Raw genomic sequence first — 14,981 nt, forward strand, 5'->3', positions numbered from 1 at the left:
TGTAATCACTTAAGAGGTACGGTTGAGCAGGCTACATCCGTTCTGGCGCGCTCACACCTACCAGCTTCAGTACGTTCGCAATGACAACACGTACTGCAGACAGCAACGCCAGACGAGCCTGGGTCTGCTCTACATTGTCAGTGATGACACGCTCAGCCTTGTAGTAGCTGTGGAACATGGATGCCAGGTCATATACATAGCGGATGACACGATGCGGTGCGTAGTTGGCTGCTGCTACGGATATTTCCTCAGGCAGCTCACCCAGCTTGCGAATCAGATCATACTCGCGCTCGGTATTCAGCTCGGTCAGCGCGATCTCGGAGAGTGGGCGCAATGTAATACCCTGCTCCTCTGCTTGACGCTGCACACTGCATACACGAGCATGTGCATATTGTACATAGAATACTGGATTCTCGTTGGACGTGGAGATCGCGAGGTCCATATCGAAATCCAGATGCGAGTCCATGCTGCGCATGGTGAAGAAATAACGGATGGCATCCACGCCCACTTCATCCATCAGATCCTCCATCGTTACCGCTTTGCCCGTACGCTTGGACATCTTCACCTTCTCGCCGTTCTGGAAGAGACTGACCATCTGCGCAATGAGGACCTTAAGCTTGTCTGGATCATTACCCAGCGCCTCCATAGCTGCCTTCATCCGTGGAATGTAACCATGATGGTCTGCTCCCCAGATGTTGATGATCGTATCGTAGCCGCGGGCATACTTATCCCGATGATAAGCAATGTCTGGTGTCAGATAGGTGTAAGTCCCATCATTCTTGATCAATACACGGTTCTTGTCATCACCGTATTTGGTGGTGTTCAACCAGGTTGCGCCTTCCTCCTCGTAGATCTCGTTGCGATCGCGAAGTTCATTCAGCACCTTCAATACTTCACCATTCTCATACAGTGAGGTCTCGCTGAACCAGGAATCGAATGGCACACGGAAGCGCTCCAGATCACGCTTGATCTTGCCAAGCTCCTTCTCAAGGCCATAATCGCGGAAGAAGCCTGCACGGTCACCAGGGCTCATCGACAGCAGCGAATCCCCCTTCTCAGCCACCAGCTCCTTGGCGAAACCAATAATATCCTCACCGTGGTATCCGTCCTCAGGCATCTCGGCATCCTGCCCCAGCTCCTGAAGATAACGCGCCTCGATCGAACGGCTCATGTTATAGATCTGATTACCGGCATCGTTGATATAGTACTCACGGGTTACCTTGTAGCCTGCAAAATCCAGCACATTACAGAGTGCATCCCCTACAGCCGCACCACGCGCGTGACCGAGGTGAAGGCTTCCCGTCGGATTCGCGCTGACGAATTCCATCTGTACCTTTTTGCCAGCCCCATCCTCTACCCGTCCATATTGCGCCTGCTGTTCCAAGACACGCTGAATTACCGGATACAAATAGCTCTTGTCCAGTCGAAAATTAATGAAGCCCGGCCCTGCAATCTCCGCTGTCTCAATGGATGCAGACTTCCGATCCAAATGCTCGATGATCTGCTCGGCAATCTGACGCGGATTGCGCTTGGCAATACGAGTCAACTGCATAGCCACATTCGTAGCGAGGTCGCCGTGCGCTTTGTCCTTCGGGACCTCCAGTGTAATCGCCGGAATCTCTTCCTGGCTCACAATACCAGCTGCCAGTACCGCAGCTTCGATGGCTTCCACCACCTGCTGGTGAATTCGTTCAAGGGGATTGCTCGTCATTATTCCTGTTCCTCCTGTATATGCAAACTGATAGCGAACGCTCCGGACAAATCCTCATACACATATAAATCATAGTCCCATTCCACATGCGCAGTCAGACCTTCACGCTGAATGGTTAACCTGCTAGTATCCGTGGACATGGAAAAATTAGTGTAAGGAGAACGATAAAAACCGGGCAGTCGTTTTCCTTCTTCGAAGGACTGCTCGGATTGCACCTCACCGTGTCGAATCAGCTTCAGTTCAGCTTGTCCTATTTTAATCGTGACATTGGTTGTTCCGCCCAGCGGACTTTCCTGCGGTTCCTCATACCTTATGTACAGCGTGCTGCCGCGAAGGATGGCCTCAGCTGGAATGTCCTGCACCACATCTTCACCTTGGTGGCGGCTGTGCAGACGGACTCTTACCTGTGTGAATTGCGGCATGGCTTTGACTCCCTGCATATCTGTCCTATTGTACTACTATATCCAGTTCACCCAAGCAATTCAATTGGGATTTAGCAGCACATTCCTATGTTATCACAAAAGACCGGAAAATTTCATACTGCAAGAGCAGAAATCTCCGGTCCTTATTCTTCATTTCGATTATACTTTGAATCGCTCGATTAATTGCTGTAGCTTGCCCGACAATTCGGACAGCAGCGCTGCGGAGGCATCTACCTCCTGCATCGCCGCAAGCTGCTGCTGAGATGCAGCGGACATGCTCTGTGCTCCGTCCACTGTCGTATCCGCTACTTCAACCAGTTCGTTCATAGACTGCACGAGATGGTCCGAGCGCAGCAATAGATGGTCCGCCGCCCCCGCTACCTCTGCAATAGCTGTCTCTGTCTGACGCGCAGACTGCTCGATGGCGACAAAAGCCTCTCCGGCGCTGCGCACCAGCTCCGTCCCGTGGGCAACCTCCCCGGAAGTCGTCTGCATCATCTCAGAGGCCAGCTGCATCTGTTGCACGACAACCGATACAATATCCGCAATCTGCTTCACAGAAGCCGTGGAGCGCTCTGACAGCTGACGGACAGACTGTGCAATGACACCAAAGCTCCTCCCATGCTCTCCGGCATGCTGGGCTTCAATGGTTGCATTGAGCGCCAGCAAATGGGTCTCGCCTGCAATACCGGTGATAACGCCCAAAATACTGTTAATCTGTGTAGAGAAGCCTGTTAAGCTCTGAATAATCGAAGATAGCTCACTGATTCGACGATCCATGGCATTCATCTGCTGATTGCTGAGCGCCACGGACTGTCCTCCCGCTAGAGCAAAAGAGGACGATTCTCGAGCAATACGTGCGGCCTCATGAGCATGCTCAGTCATGCGGGATAAGTGGGTAGCCATGTCTTGTATCGTTGCAGATCCGGACTCAAGGCTCTGTAGCTGTCTCTCTGCGCCATCAGACATCTCTTGAATAATCATGACAGCTTGCTCACTGGCTTTGCTGGTCTCCTCAGAGCTGGCTGACAGCTCCTGTGCCGATGAGCCCACCTGCAAGGAGGCATCGTTCACCTTCGTTATCATGTCCCGTAGCTGCGCCACCATCGTCTCCACGCTACGTGCGAGCCTTCCCACCTCATCCTTGCTCGTCCATGGGAGCGGCTTGATCGTCAGATCTCCCGCCGTCACCCGATCCACCTCCGCTGTTAGCAGCGTAATCGGCCTCATCATCCAATGGACTAGAAGATAGATCAACAGAGCTGTCACCAGTAGCACCCCAGCTCCAATCATTAGCGGCGTAGACAGGGTATCCCAGGTACGCTCGTTCAGGATGGAGGCATCGAAGTTGATCACCATCACAGCAATAATGTCCTGATTGGAGTCATTATTTTTATAAATAGGCCCATATCCAGACATCAGCTCAACACCATCATAGGTAAATACATCGGAGTACATGGAATGCTTCTGTTCCTTAATCATCTGCTGCGCCACTGGATCAAAATAGAAGGTATCTCCTGACTGATACCCACGTGCCTTCACATTCTGATCGGCGGCTAGAATCTTACCGTCTAGCGAGAGCAGAAAGACCTCCTTGAAGAGAGACTTATGCTCTACGGTCCAATTCAATCGCTGCTCCATACTTGCCAGACCTGCGTTATTACCTTGCAGCAGCTGCTCGACATCGCTGGGATTGACCAGCCCTGTCGTAATATTGGCACAGCCGACCAATTCAACGCCAGCCGACGTCTTCACCTGCTCATAAGCAGTTTGGTAACTGAATATCCCCAGCATCATGCCCATGACCAACAGCAGAGCAATCAGGCTATACGTAATTTTAGATGCTAAGCCCATAACTCACTTCCCATTCCCATATGAAATTGTACGCGAAAGCCGTTAAGGCCCTCGGGCTGTACTCATTATAGGGAGGGAGCGATGTTTTCACATGTGATCTAGATCATATGAAATGGCAAATATAATGCTATTTTCGGAGTAGACGATGAATTTAGCGAAGATTTTACAATTCCTCCGCTCCACACCTTGCAGCAACCTCAAACAAACCTCACATGGAATATCAAAGGGATGGTAACCTCAGCAGCTGGCTCCAATGCTTACCGCTATCCTGTGTAGCATACACTGCTGGTGTCGAAGAGCCGGTCACTGCCATATACCCTGTCTTGCTGTCTGTAAATGATATTCTCGCACCATAACCTTCTACTACAGGAGTGTTGTTGGTCCAATGGACACCGGCATCAGTTGTGTAGCCTACGGCCACCTTGCCGCCTGCCGGAGAGCCACCAGCCAGAAATGCAGTCTGACTCCCGATCAGCTCCATATTACCTGGATGTCCCCCAGGGTTAGCAGGACCTTCGTGCACCCTGGATACCTGTCCACCTGGTGCCGGGCCTCCGCCTGCTGTTGCCTGATTCAGCACCTGTCGCCATTGCTTGCCCCCATCCTTGCTGCCGTACAGCGCGTAAGACACCTGTGACATACCAGAGTCGCCATACAGCAAGGCATAGACCTGATTATCCTTTACATACAGATCACCTTGAACGGGGTCCTTGAAGGGAACCTCCAATGCGAGACTCCAGCTAGTACCGCCATTCACTGTCTTCATTACCGCATATCCTTTTCCCGGACGAACGACGGTTACCCATCCATCCTGTGCACTAGCAAAGGTCGCTCCACGCGTGTTGGCTGGCACCTTGACCTTGTTCCAGCTATCACCACCGTCCTTGGTAACATACGCACCTGACGATGTATAGCCGAACCCCGTGCTCTTGTTCAGCAGCTGAATGCGGATGAACGGAGCTGGCGTATTCAGGCGCTTCCAATGCGATCCACCATCTTCTGTTCTTAGTAAGTACATCGTCGGCTGCTCGCCTACAGTGGCCAAAGCCCAGCCTTGCACATTATTGGGGAAGTCGATCTGCGCGAAATTCCACTGTCCTGTGTAAATTGCCTGCCAATGACAGCCTGCATCCGATGTCCCTATTAAAAATCCACTGCCCGCTACGCGGCCCGTCTTCGTATTCAGAAAATCAATATCCGTCAGGACCAGCTGCTCTCTGGGATGGCCTGTGCCCTCCTGCTTCAGCTTGCTTAACAATCCCTGATCTCCACTCATGCATGCTCCGGTTGCCGCTGTAGCATTCACTGTCCCTGCTGGCATACTCGCCACCGTCAGCAGTCCCATAAGCATTATGATTCCTATTCGCCGATATAGGGTGCTCCATGACAATCTGGCTGACTGACTTGATTTCATTCGTTTCATGATGAACACCTCCTGGATGGCTTGTCTCACACCTCACATTTTATAGGTCAAGGTATACATATACAAGTTACGATATTTACATATCCGGCTAAAAAAATGACACCAGCATGCCCCATGTCCGCATGAAAAACCGCCTTCGCCTGCAGACCACCAGGGAAGACGGCTACTATGGCCATACCTCGCTATATTCAGCTAACCTCATAATTCCAATCTACTACCACATTCCAGTAGAGCGTGGGCTGTCATACTGCTGGGGACTGTCCTTGGATAAAGACTTGAATGCATCCAGTAGCTTAGCTACAAGCAGTCATAGCTGCAGCAGTCTACTTCGTCAAATCTTCTACGAACTTAGGCAATACGAATGCTGCTTTATGCAGGCGTGGACTGTAGTATTTCGTGTCCATCTCAGGAATCCGTGACTCATCCACTTCTAGCGGATCGTATTTCTTACTGCCCAACGTGAACGTCCACAGCCCACTCGGATAGGTCGGGATATTGGCGCCATAGACGCGAACAATCGGGAAAATCTCTTTGACGTCCTTGTTTACCTTCTGGATGAGGTCCGCCTTGAACCACGGGTTATCGGTCTGAGCGACGAAGATGCCATCCTCCTTGAGCGCCTCATAGATCCCTTGATAGAAGCCCCGCTCGAACAACGGCGCGGCTGGACCGACAGGCTCGGTAGAATCGACCATGATGACATCATATTCATTTTTGTGCTCCAAAATATGCATATATCCGTCGTTCACCAGCACCTCTACGTTCGGTTCATCCAGCTTTCCTGCAATCTCCGGCAGATATTTCTTGGCGTATTCGATCACCTTGCCATCAATCTCAACCAGCACAGCCTTCTCTACCTCGGGATGCTTGATCACCTCACGAATTACACCACCATCTCCCCCGCCAACAACCAGCACGCTCTTGGGGCTCGGGTGCGTGTGAAGCGCCGGATGAGCCACCATTTCATGATATACAAATTCATCCCTTACCGTCGTCATAACCATCCCATCCAGCACGAGCATGTTGCCGAATTCCTCCGTCTCGATCATGGCCAGCTCCTGGAATTCCGTCTGTTCTCTTACATAGGTCTGTGTGATCTTGGCTGTAATTCCGAAGGATGGTGTCTGCTTCTCCGTGTACCACAATTCCATCGTATATCCCTTCTTTCCGTTAACATAGTGTTGGTCTTCCTATCATCACCTTGGCTTCCATGGTGCATACATCCAGAACCATCCCACAACCCTTCTTGCATATCCGCCACTAGCCGTCTGTCCCGGGAATATGAATAGACGGATGCAGATTGCACATACTGAGTATAAAACCATGGAAGAAGGTGGAAGCGTGAGTCGCGCAGATGGCAGGCCCAAATCACGCCTGCGTGCTTTTATACTGCTTCTCAAGACCATGTGGGTTACGGGCGTGTTATGCGTATTACTAACCGCAGTAGCCGCATTGTATCTATATACGACCAGCCTGCCTCTGGCAGATACGGACCGCAACTCCAGAATGCTAGATAGCAGCGGACAAGTGATCGCCACCTTCTCAGCCGGCGGCAAAGACAGCATCCCTGTAGCACTGGAGAACATTGCACAGCCCGTCATTGATGCAACTATTGCTGTGGAGGACCGAAAGTTCTTCGAGCATTTTGGCTTTGATCTTAAGGGCCTTACCCGTGCCGTACTCGTGAATCTGCAAGAGATGAACATGTCACAAGGGGCGAGTACCCTGACACAGCAGTTGGCCAGGAACCTCTATCTAAGTCATGAGAAGACCTGGACACGGAAGGCCAAGGAAGCCGTATATACAGCTCAGCTTGAGATGAAATACAGCAAGCAGCAGATTCTGGAGATGTATTTGAATCAGATCTACTACGGTCATGGGGCCTATGGCATTGAAGCAGCTGCCCAGATGTACTTCGGGAAGACTGCCCGTGAGCTTAATCTGGCGGAAAGCACTCTACTAGCCGGGATTCCCAAAGGCCCTACCTATTATTCACCCTATAATCACATGAAGAATGCAAAAAACCGGCAAAAAGTTGTGCTACAGGCCATGGTGGACACTGGCAAAATTAGCCCCGCCGAGGCATCTGCGGCCTATGAACAGCTGCTGCCGCTGAAGGCGCCAAGCGAACGAACCACGGTGGAGGCTGCGCCATATTTTCGGGATTACGTCCGCAATGTCGTTCTGAACGAGCTGGGAATTAGCAAAGCACTGCTGGAGCATGGGGGACTAAGCATCTATACGACGCTTGATATGGGGATGCAGGAAGCTGCAGAACAGGCCGTAGCCAAAGGATTGCAGGGCACCGAGGAGCTGCAAACAGCCCTTCTCTCGATTGATCCCCGTACAGGTCACGTCAAGGCCATGGTCGGCGGACGTAACTACAGGGTCAACCAGTATAATCACGCGTTGACTGCGACCCGGCAACCAGGCTCGTCGTTCAAGCCGATCATGTACCTGGCCGCCATTGATTCGGGGCAATTGACCAGCTCCTCCAAATTCGAGAGCAGGCCTACTTTGTTCCGATACGACGATGACCGCAAGACCTATCAGCCCCGCAATTTCGGGGATAAATACTGGGGAGATATCGATATGCGGCGAGCCATTGCGGCCTCCGACAATATTTACGCGGTCAACACAATCATGCAGCTCGGAGCGGAATCCGTCATCGAGATGGCACATAAGCTGGGTGTCACCACTGAGCTGGAGGCAGTCCCTTCTCTGGCTCTGGGTGCTTCCCCCGTCAGTCCGTTCGAGATGGCATCGGCCTTCGCCGTCATGGCTGGCGGAGGCCAGAAGCGTCCTACTATCGCAGTGCTCCGAATCACGGATGCAGCCGGGCGCATCCTTTATGAAGCCCCCCAACCTGTTGGAGTCCAGGTCGTGAAGCCGGCCGCCGCCTATGTGTTGACACGTTTGATGGAGGGAGTCTTCGAGGAAGGCGGAACAGGCAACCGTGTTGCGAAGACGATGAAACGCCCTGTAGCTGGGAAAAGCGGCACGACGCATACCGATGCCTGGATGGTCGGGTATACACCAGAGCTCGCTACAGCCGTCTGGGTCGGCTACGATAAGAATCGTGCAATCAGTACGACGGATGGCAGAAGGGCGGCTCCGATCTTCGCGGAGTATACTGAGCAAGCTCTGGAGAATGTGCCACCCAAGATTTTTCCGATTCCGGATGGAGTCGTGAGCGTCTATGTTGATCCTGACTCAGGCAAGCTGGCTTCAGCCCAGTGCCCGAACAAGCAATTGGAGGTATTCGTCAGTGGCACCGAGCCTAAGGAGACATGTGACGGACATGGTGGAGAGCCACTTGTGCCAGAGCCAGCTGGAACCACAGAGATTAGACACGAAGAGAAGCGCTCCTGGTGGTCTGACTTCAAGCGCTGGTGGATGGATTAAGTCGATGAGGTAAAAGAGAGCTTCACCCTGGCTGTGGTCAGGGTGAAGCTCTTGTTATGTCGTAATCCTTCGTTAGCTATATATTCAATGACTTTACATTCAATGACTATACATTCAATGGCCACACATTCGATGACTATACATTGGTAACCATACTTGGTTAACAACCATACATAAGATTGCTATACATCCGATTGCCTATACAATAGAAGAAAGGGATCAGAAGTATTAGACGCTTCAGGTCACCCTGAACGAGAAAGGTCGAGAAAGGAGTCGTCCACTTGCTGAATAATAGCTCTGCCGATGCTGAGAGAATCACTATATCCGACATTTACGCCCTTACCGCCCTAGAAGCTGCTCCACTACTCTTGGGCCATACGCTGGTTAGAGCTACCGAGGATGGGGTCATCCGCTGCCGCATTGTGGAGACGGAGAGCTATGGAGGGGCTGAGGATCAGGGGAGCCATGCTTACCAGAATCGGCGCACGGCTCGCACGGAGCTTATGTTCCAGGCGGGTGGGCCTGCATATATCTATCTCATCTATGGAATGTACCACTGTCTCAATGTAGTCACTGGCGCCATAGACGACCCTCAGGCCGTACTAATCCGTGCCGTCGAACCGCTGACACCAAAGGATGAGCTGTTAATGAGGCGCTATCGAGGAACTGAGCTCAGGAAGCCCGCTGATATGAGCAATGGTCCAGGCAAGCTATGTCGTGCATTGCGTATTGATAAGAGCCTTAACGGCTGCTCGCTTCGCAGTACAGAGGGGCCTCTCTGGCTGGAGACGGCCACGATAGACCCGAATATGCAAATTATGAGCGGCCCCCGCATCAATATCGACTACGCAGGCGCCTACGCCGAGAAGCCTTGGCGCTTCATCATCCGGGATCATGCGTTTAATTCGGTGCCCAAGGCGCCACTATCCTTTTATAAAAAATATGGTGACTTGGACCAGCTCACCGGACAACATTGAGGCTATTTTATCTATGACCTTTTCCCTGACGGTAGGATACTTTACTCTTTCCTTAGAAACCCTACAAACCTTACAAACCGTATCTATTTTGGGTAAAGATCATAAGATCATGGAGGTGTGTAAAAAATGAGCCTATACAGTAAAGCTCTAAATATTGAGTTTATGTTTAACGGAGCGACCCAGGTCATTACCCCAACCTTGATTAGAGATGAGAAGCATACTTTTCTGGTGGATTGTGGGTACCCGGGCTTCATATCTAAGCTCGAAAAAGCACTAAATCAAGAAGGGACTTCCTTCTCAAGCCTAACAGGAATAATCCTGACACATCATGATCTGGACCATGTAGGCTCGCTTGCCGAGATCAAACGAACGTTTCCCCACATCCGTATTATTGCCCATGAGCTGGAGGCTCAATATATAGAAGGAAAGTGCACCGCACCACGTCTACAACAGGCGCTGGATTCGCTGAATCTCCTCCCTGTACAGGAGCTGCCCGCAGCGAAGGAATTCATCCGGGTATTGGAGTCACTTGAATCAGCCCCAGTCGATCAGACTGTGCAGGATCAGGAGCAGCCACCTGGGTGCCCAGGAATGAAAATTATGCATACGCCTGGACATACACCTGGACATATCTCCATTTATCTGGAAGCTAGCCGCACACTGATTGCCAGTGATGCTGTAGTTATTGAGCCCAGTGGAGAGCTAGGAATTGCTAATCCGCAATATACGCTGAATCTTCCCCAAGCAGTGAGCTCCGTTCAGCAACTGGCCAACTATGAGATCGATACACTGATCTGCTATCATGGCGGGATTTTCAGCGGTGAGGTTCTGCCTGCCCTGCAAAGGCTGCTTCGTTCCTATACCTAACATAATAGCTGCTTTCCAGCCATACAAATAACCGGAAGGATCATAGGATCACTTCCGGTCTTATTTTTGTATACATATACTTTGTACAATAGAATTCATGCTCTATCTGCTAACGATACATCAATCTCAGCTACGAATGCTAGGCCTCCAGTGCTTGCTTCAGCTCATCAGGTGAAGCATTCCACCATTCTTCATTGTGGGAGATCAGCAGAGCTTTCAGCGCTGTCTTCTCCTCTTGCCCCAGCTCATCCAGCATGATGCGACGCTTCAGGGCATAATCCATCTTATTTACATGTTCGGCGAGAATCTTCCAGCCACGCTTGGCCTCTTCATCAATCCACATCTCACATGCCGTAGCCCCTGCATACAAGCGGCCTTCTGGTGTACGATCCACCGCTACCCAGACGAGCCATACCTGACGTCCATTGGGCACATCTTCTTTATTGGTAGAAAATTTGATACCGCGCTCCACCTTGCTCTTGGCATGCATCGCTCCAATATCAATCTTGGCCTCACCACGATCAATAATGACCGGTGACATGTTATTCAGGTCAATGGACCCTGCACCAAAGCCCTTGTGCTTGCTCTTCGCACTTACAATATTCAAGGCAATCTGCTTCTTGCCATCCTGATTCTGCTCCATATCGATCCTCCATGACACGTTGTATTTAGTATATCAAGCCTAATTCCAGCAGGTAACTTCCATAGTATCCATACCAACCAGTATGTACTCTAAATATTTTAACTAATAATCTCCTGATTGCAAACATATACATGCTGTAGATGCTTGTCAACGGGAGGTATCCAATGTATGGCTCCAACATGCGCCAAAACTTTTATTCAGTGCTTGCTTATGATCGTGCTCATCACAGGAGAGCTGGTAGCTGGCAGCTGGCTGTATCCTGATCCCGCCTCTGCGCTTGCCTCCAATCCGGCCAAGCCCTCCGCAGCAGCGGCGGTTCCAACACCACCCACGCCCCCTCCTGCACCCCAGGCTGAAGTGTTAAGCAAACGGCTTGTGGAATATCACATGGATGTCGCCTTGGAGGATGGAGGGATATTGCAAGGCACTCAGACCGTAACCTGGAAGCATCCCGGCACGAAAACTGTAACCGAGCTATACCTCCACATGTATCCGAATGCCTTCGAATCTGCCGATTCTACCTTCATGAAGGAATCAGGCGGCAAGCTGCGCAATGACCGAATGCCCAAGGATGGATATGGCTCCATTACGCTAAAGGAGCTAACAACCGAGGACGGGCTTTCCCTGATGCATCGTACGCAATATGTACAGCCAGATGATGGAAATGTGAATGACCGCACCCTGCTCAAGGTTCGCCTTCCTAAGCCAGTCAAGGGTGGGGAGAGTATCACGCTGCATATGAAGTACGAGGTCAAGCTTCCGCAGATCTTCGCCCGCATGGGCGTGGCTGGGGATTTTGTAATGGCTGGACAGTGGTTCCCCAAGCTGAGTGTATATGAACCTAAAGGCCGTAGAGGACGGGCTGTGGAAGGCTGGAACCTGCATCAATATCATGGCAACTCGGAATTTTATGCAGATTTCGGAATTTACAGTGTCCGCATTCGCGTCCCTGACCGCTACATTGTAGCTGCTACAGGCTTCCCGACCAGTACCCCTGTTACACAAAATGGGCAGAAGATTTATCAGTTCTATGCAGATGATGTACATGACTTTGCCTGGGCAGCCTCACCCGACTTCGTAACAGCGGAGGAGCCCTTCTCCTCTGCGGGCGTACCTGGCGTTAAGATCAAGCTATATCTCGATCCTGCTCACAAGGACCTTAAGGATCGTTACTTCTATGCAGCCAAGTCAGCACTGGAGAACTATAGCAAATGGTTCGGCACCTACCCGTACTCCACACTATCCATTGTAGTCCCTCCCAAGACGGGCAATGGAGCCGGCGGCATGGAGTATCCTACTCTGATCACAGCCTTTGGAGCAGATGACAGCCAGCCTGGCTATGAGCTTGAGCGCACGGTAGTACATGAGATTGGGCATCAGTATTTTTACGGGATGATTGCGAGTAATGAGTTCGAAGAGCCTTGGCTTGACGAAGGCTTCACTAGCTATGCTGAAGACCGCCTGATGGAGCAGGAGTATGGTTTAATCCCTAATCTGCCCTTACAGGCCAGTCAGATATCATCACCAGAGCCTTTGACCCGGGAAGCATGGAAATACAGCTCGTCCACGAACTACGCCCAGAACTCCTATCTCAGGGGAAAGCTGATTCTATATTCCATTGAGCAGCAGGTGGGCAAGAACAAAATGAATACGATTATGCGTACCTATGCACGCAAATTCCGCTTCAAGCATCCGACCTCGCAGGATTTCCAGTCTGTCGTGGAACAGGTTACCCATAAGTCCTGGGGTGATTTCTTTGATCAATATGTGTACGGTGGTCAGATGGCCGATTTTGCGGTCGATCAGATAAGGACGAAGAGACTTGGAGCCGGTCGTTATGAATCGACAGTCACGATCTCCAAGCGCGGGGGAGATGTGCCGGCAGTACCCATTCAGATCACATTTGAAAATGGACAACAGCTCATGAAGTCCTGGAACGGTGCAGACAGCAGCGTTACCTATAAGCTCGAAGGCAGCTCACCAGTCGCTCTCGTTACCATCGATCCACTGCATACCATCGTACTGGAGCACAAGCATATCAATAACATGCTTCGGGCCCGGCTTGATGAGCAGGTCTCTACCCGCTGGAATCTAGGTATTACCAAGCTGATTGAGCTATGGCTTGGAAGTCTGTCATGGTGAGGTGTCTGCTGAATGCCTGCATATATTAAGGAAGGCTGGGGGCTGGTGTGCGCCCGGCTGCACATAGTCGTGATGTTGTTTTTATACCGTCTGCTCTGGGGTGTCTTCATTTACCAAGTTGTGCAATACGCTGTAGTCCCTATCCTGCTTCGTTATCCTGGAAAGGAGCAAAGCGAGCTGAACCAGGCGCTGTTCTGGATAGAGGGCCAGCTCGCGCTTACAGGAGAGCGTATCGTCCAGACCTATATATGGGTCATCATTGTGATGGCGCTTATACGCATGATAGTGACTCCAATCATTCGCGCAGGCATCTACTACGCACTGCATGCCCAAGATGGAGAGCACGGTAAGCTCGCCTTCTTCCATGGCATGAAGACGACTTGGCGCTCATCCATGCTCTATTACTGGATTGAGACCTGCCTGATCTGGCTGCCTGGATACTGGATACTTCAGAGATTGCTTCCCCATATCGAAGGACTTCCGCAAAATCTCGCTCATCTTACCTACATCCTTCCTTATGTAGCAGCATGGATCGCTTATGGCTGGCTTATAAAGCAATGCATTCTGCACATGCAGCTCGGCACAGTCAGCCATACTGGAGCCTGGGGAGCTCTCCTACGTTGTCTGCGGTATCTGCTCCCTGGGATGACGATATCCTTACTGCTCGGTCTGTTCTCCTGTCTGCTATTCCTTCTCTTCGGTGGTGTACAGTGGCTGTGGACAGGTCTCGCTGCGCTCATTCTTCAGCAGTTGTATCATGTGGTGACCAGTCTCTTCGGGCTCTGGCACGTTAGCTCGCAATATGCACTCTGGCACTCTGTTGCTCCACCAGCTTCAACATCCAGATTGTCTTCATAGTAGTGCTCCCTCACATCAGTAGATATATAATGAAAACTGTACTAATATAATCGAAGCAGCCCAGCGACCGCCAGAATGTATCCCCTTATCGCTCAAGATTGATGTCAGTCTTCAGGAGTATCTGTTGTCCTGGGCCACGAAGAGGGGAAGCTATCTTCAGAAGGCGAGAAATACTTTAAAGAAAATTTCAAGAAAAAGTATGAACTATTGGCAATGTTGAGGAACAAATCGTTGTAATCGTATTTCGAAAGAGGGACATTCTTGAGGAAACCCACTGCACATACACGAAGGAATCTTGACCAAAAAGCGAGAAAAAACGTCTGTTCTTGTTCATAGTTACGCATTATTTTTACAAAGAAAGCCCTTGCAAAAATGCAAGGGCTTCTTTTTTGTTGCTTTTTGCTTTGAAACATTTGCCAAAATGATAATCCTTTGTTACAATAATCGCAGTGATTGGATAGTAACAACTTTGTAATTTTTGCCGTGATGATTATGAATAACTTGTAATCTGCTGATATCGCTTGAATCTAGGTGCAAAATTATGTGTTGCCGAATCCTCGCACCTGGGGAGCGGGGGAACCAGTTTTGGGTGAATTGATCTTGTAACAGAGGGATCATAGGGGACCTTCTTACCGAATCCTTAAGCTAACCTCGTAGGCATTGGAAGGGGCTTGTCTTT

The 14,981-nt window shown here is 50.7% G+C and carries 11 protein-coding genes and 1 riboswitch; of the genes, 5 read left to right on the forward strand and 6 right to left on the reverse strand.

The genetic code is table 11. The features are described from left to right. Window positions 1-31 precede the first annotated feature (31 nt). The 5 genes from argS to speE all read right to left on the reverse strand — a co-directional run bounded on the left by argS (window position 32) and on the right by speE (window position 6,561). Window positions 32-1,711 carry an arginine--tRNA ligase gene (argS, locus tag K331_RS0120800; RefSeq protein WP_018888099.1) on the reverse strand — a complete coding sequence of 560 codons (1,680 nt, stop codon included), beginning with the start codon at window positions 1,709-1,711 and terminating at the stop codon, window positions 32-34. Continuing rightward, window positions 1,711-2,133: a DUF1934 domain-containing protein gene (locus K331_RS0120805; RefSeq protein WP_018888100.1), complete on the reverse strand. Its 423-nt coding sequence runs from the start codon at window positions 2,131-2,133 to the stop codon at window positions 1,711-1,713. The genes argS and K331_RS0120805 overlap by 1 nt, the downstream gene beginning before the upstream one ends. 159 nt (window positions 2,134-2,292) lie before the next feature. Further along, on the reverse strand, window positions 2,293-3,987 hold the full coding sequence (locus K331_RS0120810) for a methyl-accepting chemotaxis protein (protein ID WP_028591780.1): 1,695 nt from the start codon (window positions 3,985-3,987) through the stop codon (window positions 2,293-2,295). A gap of 220 nt (window positions 3,988-4,207) precedes the next feature. Next, window positions 4,208-5,410, reverse strand: coding sequence for a WD40/YVTN/BNR-like repeat-containing protein (locus K331_RS0120815; RefSeq protein ID WP_028591781.1), 1,203 nt, complete (start codon window positions 5,408-5,410; stop codon window positions 4,208-4,210). 323 nt (window positions 5,411-5,733) lie between these two features. After that, window positions 5,734-6,561 carry a polyamine aminopropyltransferase gene (gene speE / locus K331_RS0120820; RefSeq protein ID WP_028591782.1) on the reverse strand — a complete coding sequence of 276 codons (828 nt, stop codon included), beginning with the start codon at window positions 6,559-6,561 and terminating at the stop codon, window positions 5,734-5,736. 253 nt (window positions 6,562-6,814) lie between these two features. Here speE and K331_RS0120825 point away from each other — a divergent pair, with 253 nt between their 5' ends. The 3 genes from K331_RS0120825 to K331_RS0120835 all read left to right on the forward strand — a co-directional run bounded on the left by K331_RS0120825 (window position 6,815) and on the right by K331_RS0120835 (window position 10,659). After that, window positions 6,815-8,815 carry a transglycosylase domain-containing protein gene (locus tag K331_RS0120825; RefSeq protein WP_226383656.1) on the forward strand — a complete coding sequence of 667 codons (2,001 nt, stop codon included), beginning with the start codon at window positions 6,815-6,817 and terminating at the stop codon, window positions 8,813-8,815. A 281-nt stretch (window positions 8,816-9,096) separates the two neighbouring features. Continuing rightward, a complete protein-coding gene (locus K331_RS0120830) occupies window positions 9,097-9,792 on the forward strand; it encodes a DNA-3-methyladenine glycosylase (protein WP_028591784.1) in 696 nt (231 codons plus the stop codon). A 126-nt stretch (window positions 9,793-9,918) separates the two neighbouring features. Beyond that, window positions 9,919-10,659, forward strand: coding sequence for an MBL fold metallo-hydrolase (locus K331_RS0120835; protein WP_028591785.1), 741 nt, complete (start codon window positions 9,919-9,921; stop codon window positions 10,657-10,659). A gap of 139 nt (window positions 10,660-10,798) precedes the next feature. On the opposite strand, the gene K331_RS0120840 is transcribed toward K331_RS0120835, so the two are convergent. Beyond that, window positions 10,799-11,302 (reverse strand): YwhD family protein, encoded by a 504-nt coding sequence (locus K331_RS0120840; protein WP_028591786.1) that lies wholly within the window; start codon window positions 11,300-11,302, stop codon window positions 10,799-10,801. 210 nt (window positions 11,303-11,512) lie between these two features. Here K331_RS0120840 and K331_RS0120845 point away from each other — a divergent pair, with 210 nt between their 5' ends. Both K331_RS0120845 and K331_RS0120850 read left to right on the forward strand, forming a co-directional pair. Next, window positions 11,513-13,444 (forward strand): M1 family metallopeptidase, encoded by a 1,932-nt coding sequence (locus K331_RS0120845; RefSeq protein ID WP_226383657.1) that lies wholly within the window; start codon window positions 11,513-11,515, stop codon window positions 13,442-13,444. A gap of 12 nt (window positions 13,445-13,456) precedes the next feature. Beyond that, entirely contained in the window at window positions 13,457-14,302 is an 846-nt protein-coding gene (locus tag K331_RS0120850) for a hypothetical protein (RefSeq protein WP_028591788.1), read from the forward strand. Between the two features lie 537 nt (window positions 14,303-14,839). Beyond that, window positions 14,840-14,977, forward strand: a riboswitch (cyclic di-AMP (ydaO/yuaA leader). The last annotated feature ends 4 nt before the right edge of the window (window positions 14,978-14,981 follow it).

The organism is Paenibacillus massiliensis subsp. panacisoli DSM 21345 (assembly GCF_000426545.1).
Lineage (GTDB): Bacteria > Bacillota > Bacilli > Paenibacillales > Paenibacillaceae > Paenibacillus > Paenibacillus panacisoli.

Excerpts from the sequence above, each read along its gene's own strand:
- K331_RS0120825 (WP_226383656.1), top strand. The coding sequence starts at position 6,815 with ATGTGGGTTACGGGCGTGTTATGCGTATTACTAACCGCAGTAGCCGCA.
- K331_RS0120815 (WP_028591781.1), bottom strand. The coding sequence starts at position 5,410 with ATGAAACGAATGAAATCAAGTCAGTCAGCCAGATTGTCATGGAGCACC.
- K331_RS0120840 (WP_028591786.1), bottom strand. The coding sequence starts at position 11,302 with ATGGAGCAGAATCAGGATGGCAAGAAGCAGATTGCCTTGAATATTGTA.
- K331_RS0120845 (WP_226383657.1), top strand. The coding sequence starts at position 11,513 with ATGATCGTGCTCATCACAGGAGAGCTGGTAGCTGGCAGCTGGCTGTAT.
- K331_RS0120805 (WP_018888100.1), bottom strand. The coding sequence starts at position 2,133 with ATGCCGCAATTCACACAGGTAAGAGTCCGTCTGCACAGCCGCCACCAA.
- argS (WP_018888099.1), bottom strand. The coding sequence starts at position 1,711 with ATGACGAGCAATCCCCTTGAACGAATTCACCAGCAGGTGGTGGAAGCC.
- K331_RS0120850 (WP_028591788.1), top strand. The coding sequence starts at position 13,457 with ATGCCTGCATATATTAAGGAAGGCTGGGGGCTGGTGTGCGCCCGGCTG.
- speE (WP_028591782.1), bottom strand. The coding sequence starts at position 6,561 with ATGGAATTGTGGTACACGGAGAAGCAGACACCATCCTTCGGAATTACA.
- K331_RS0120810 (WP_028591780.1), bottom strand. The coding sequence starts at position 3,987 with ATGGGCTTAGCATCTAAAATTACGTATAGCCTGATTGCTCTGCTGTTG.
- K331_RS0120835 (WP_028591785.1), top strand. The coding sequence starts at position 9,919 with ATGAGCCTATACAGTAAAGCTCTAAATATTGAGTTTATGTTTAACGGA.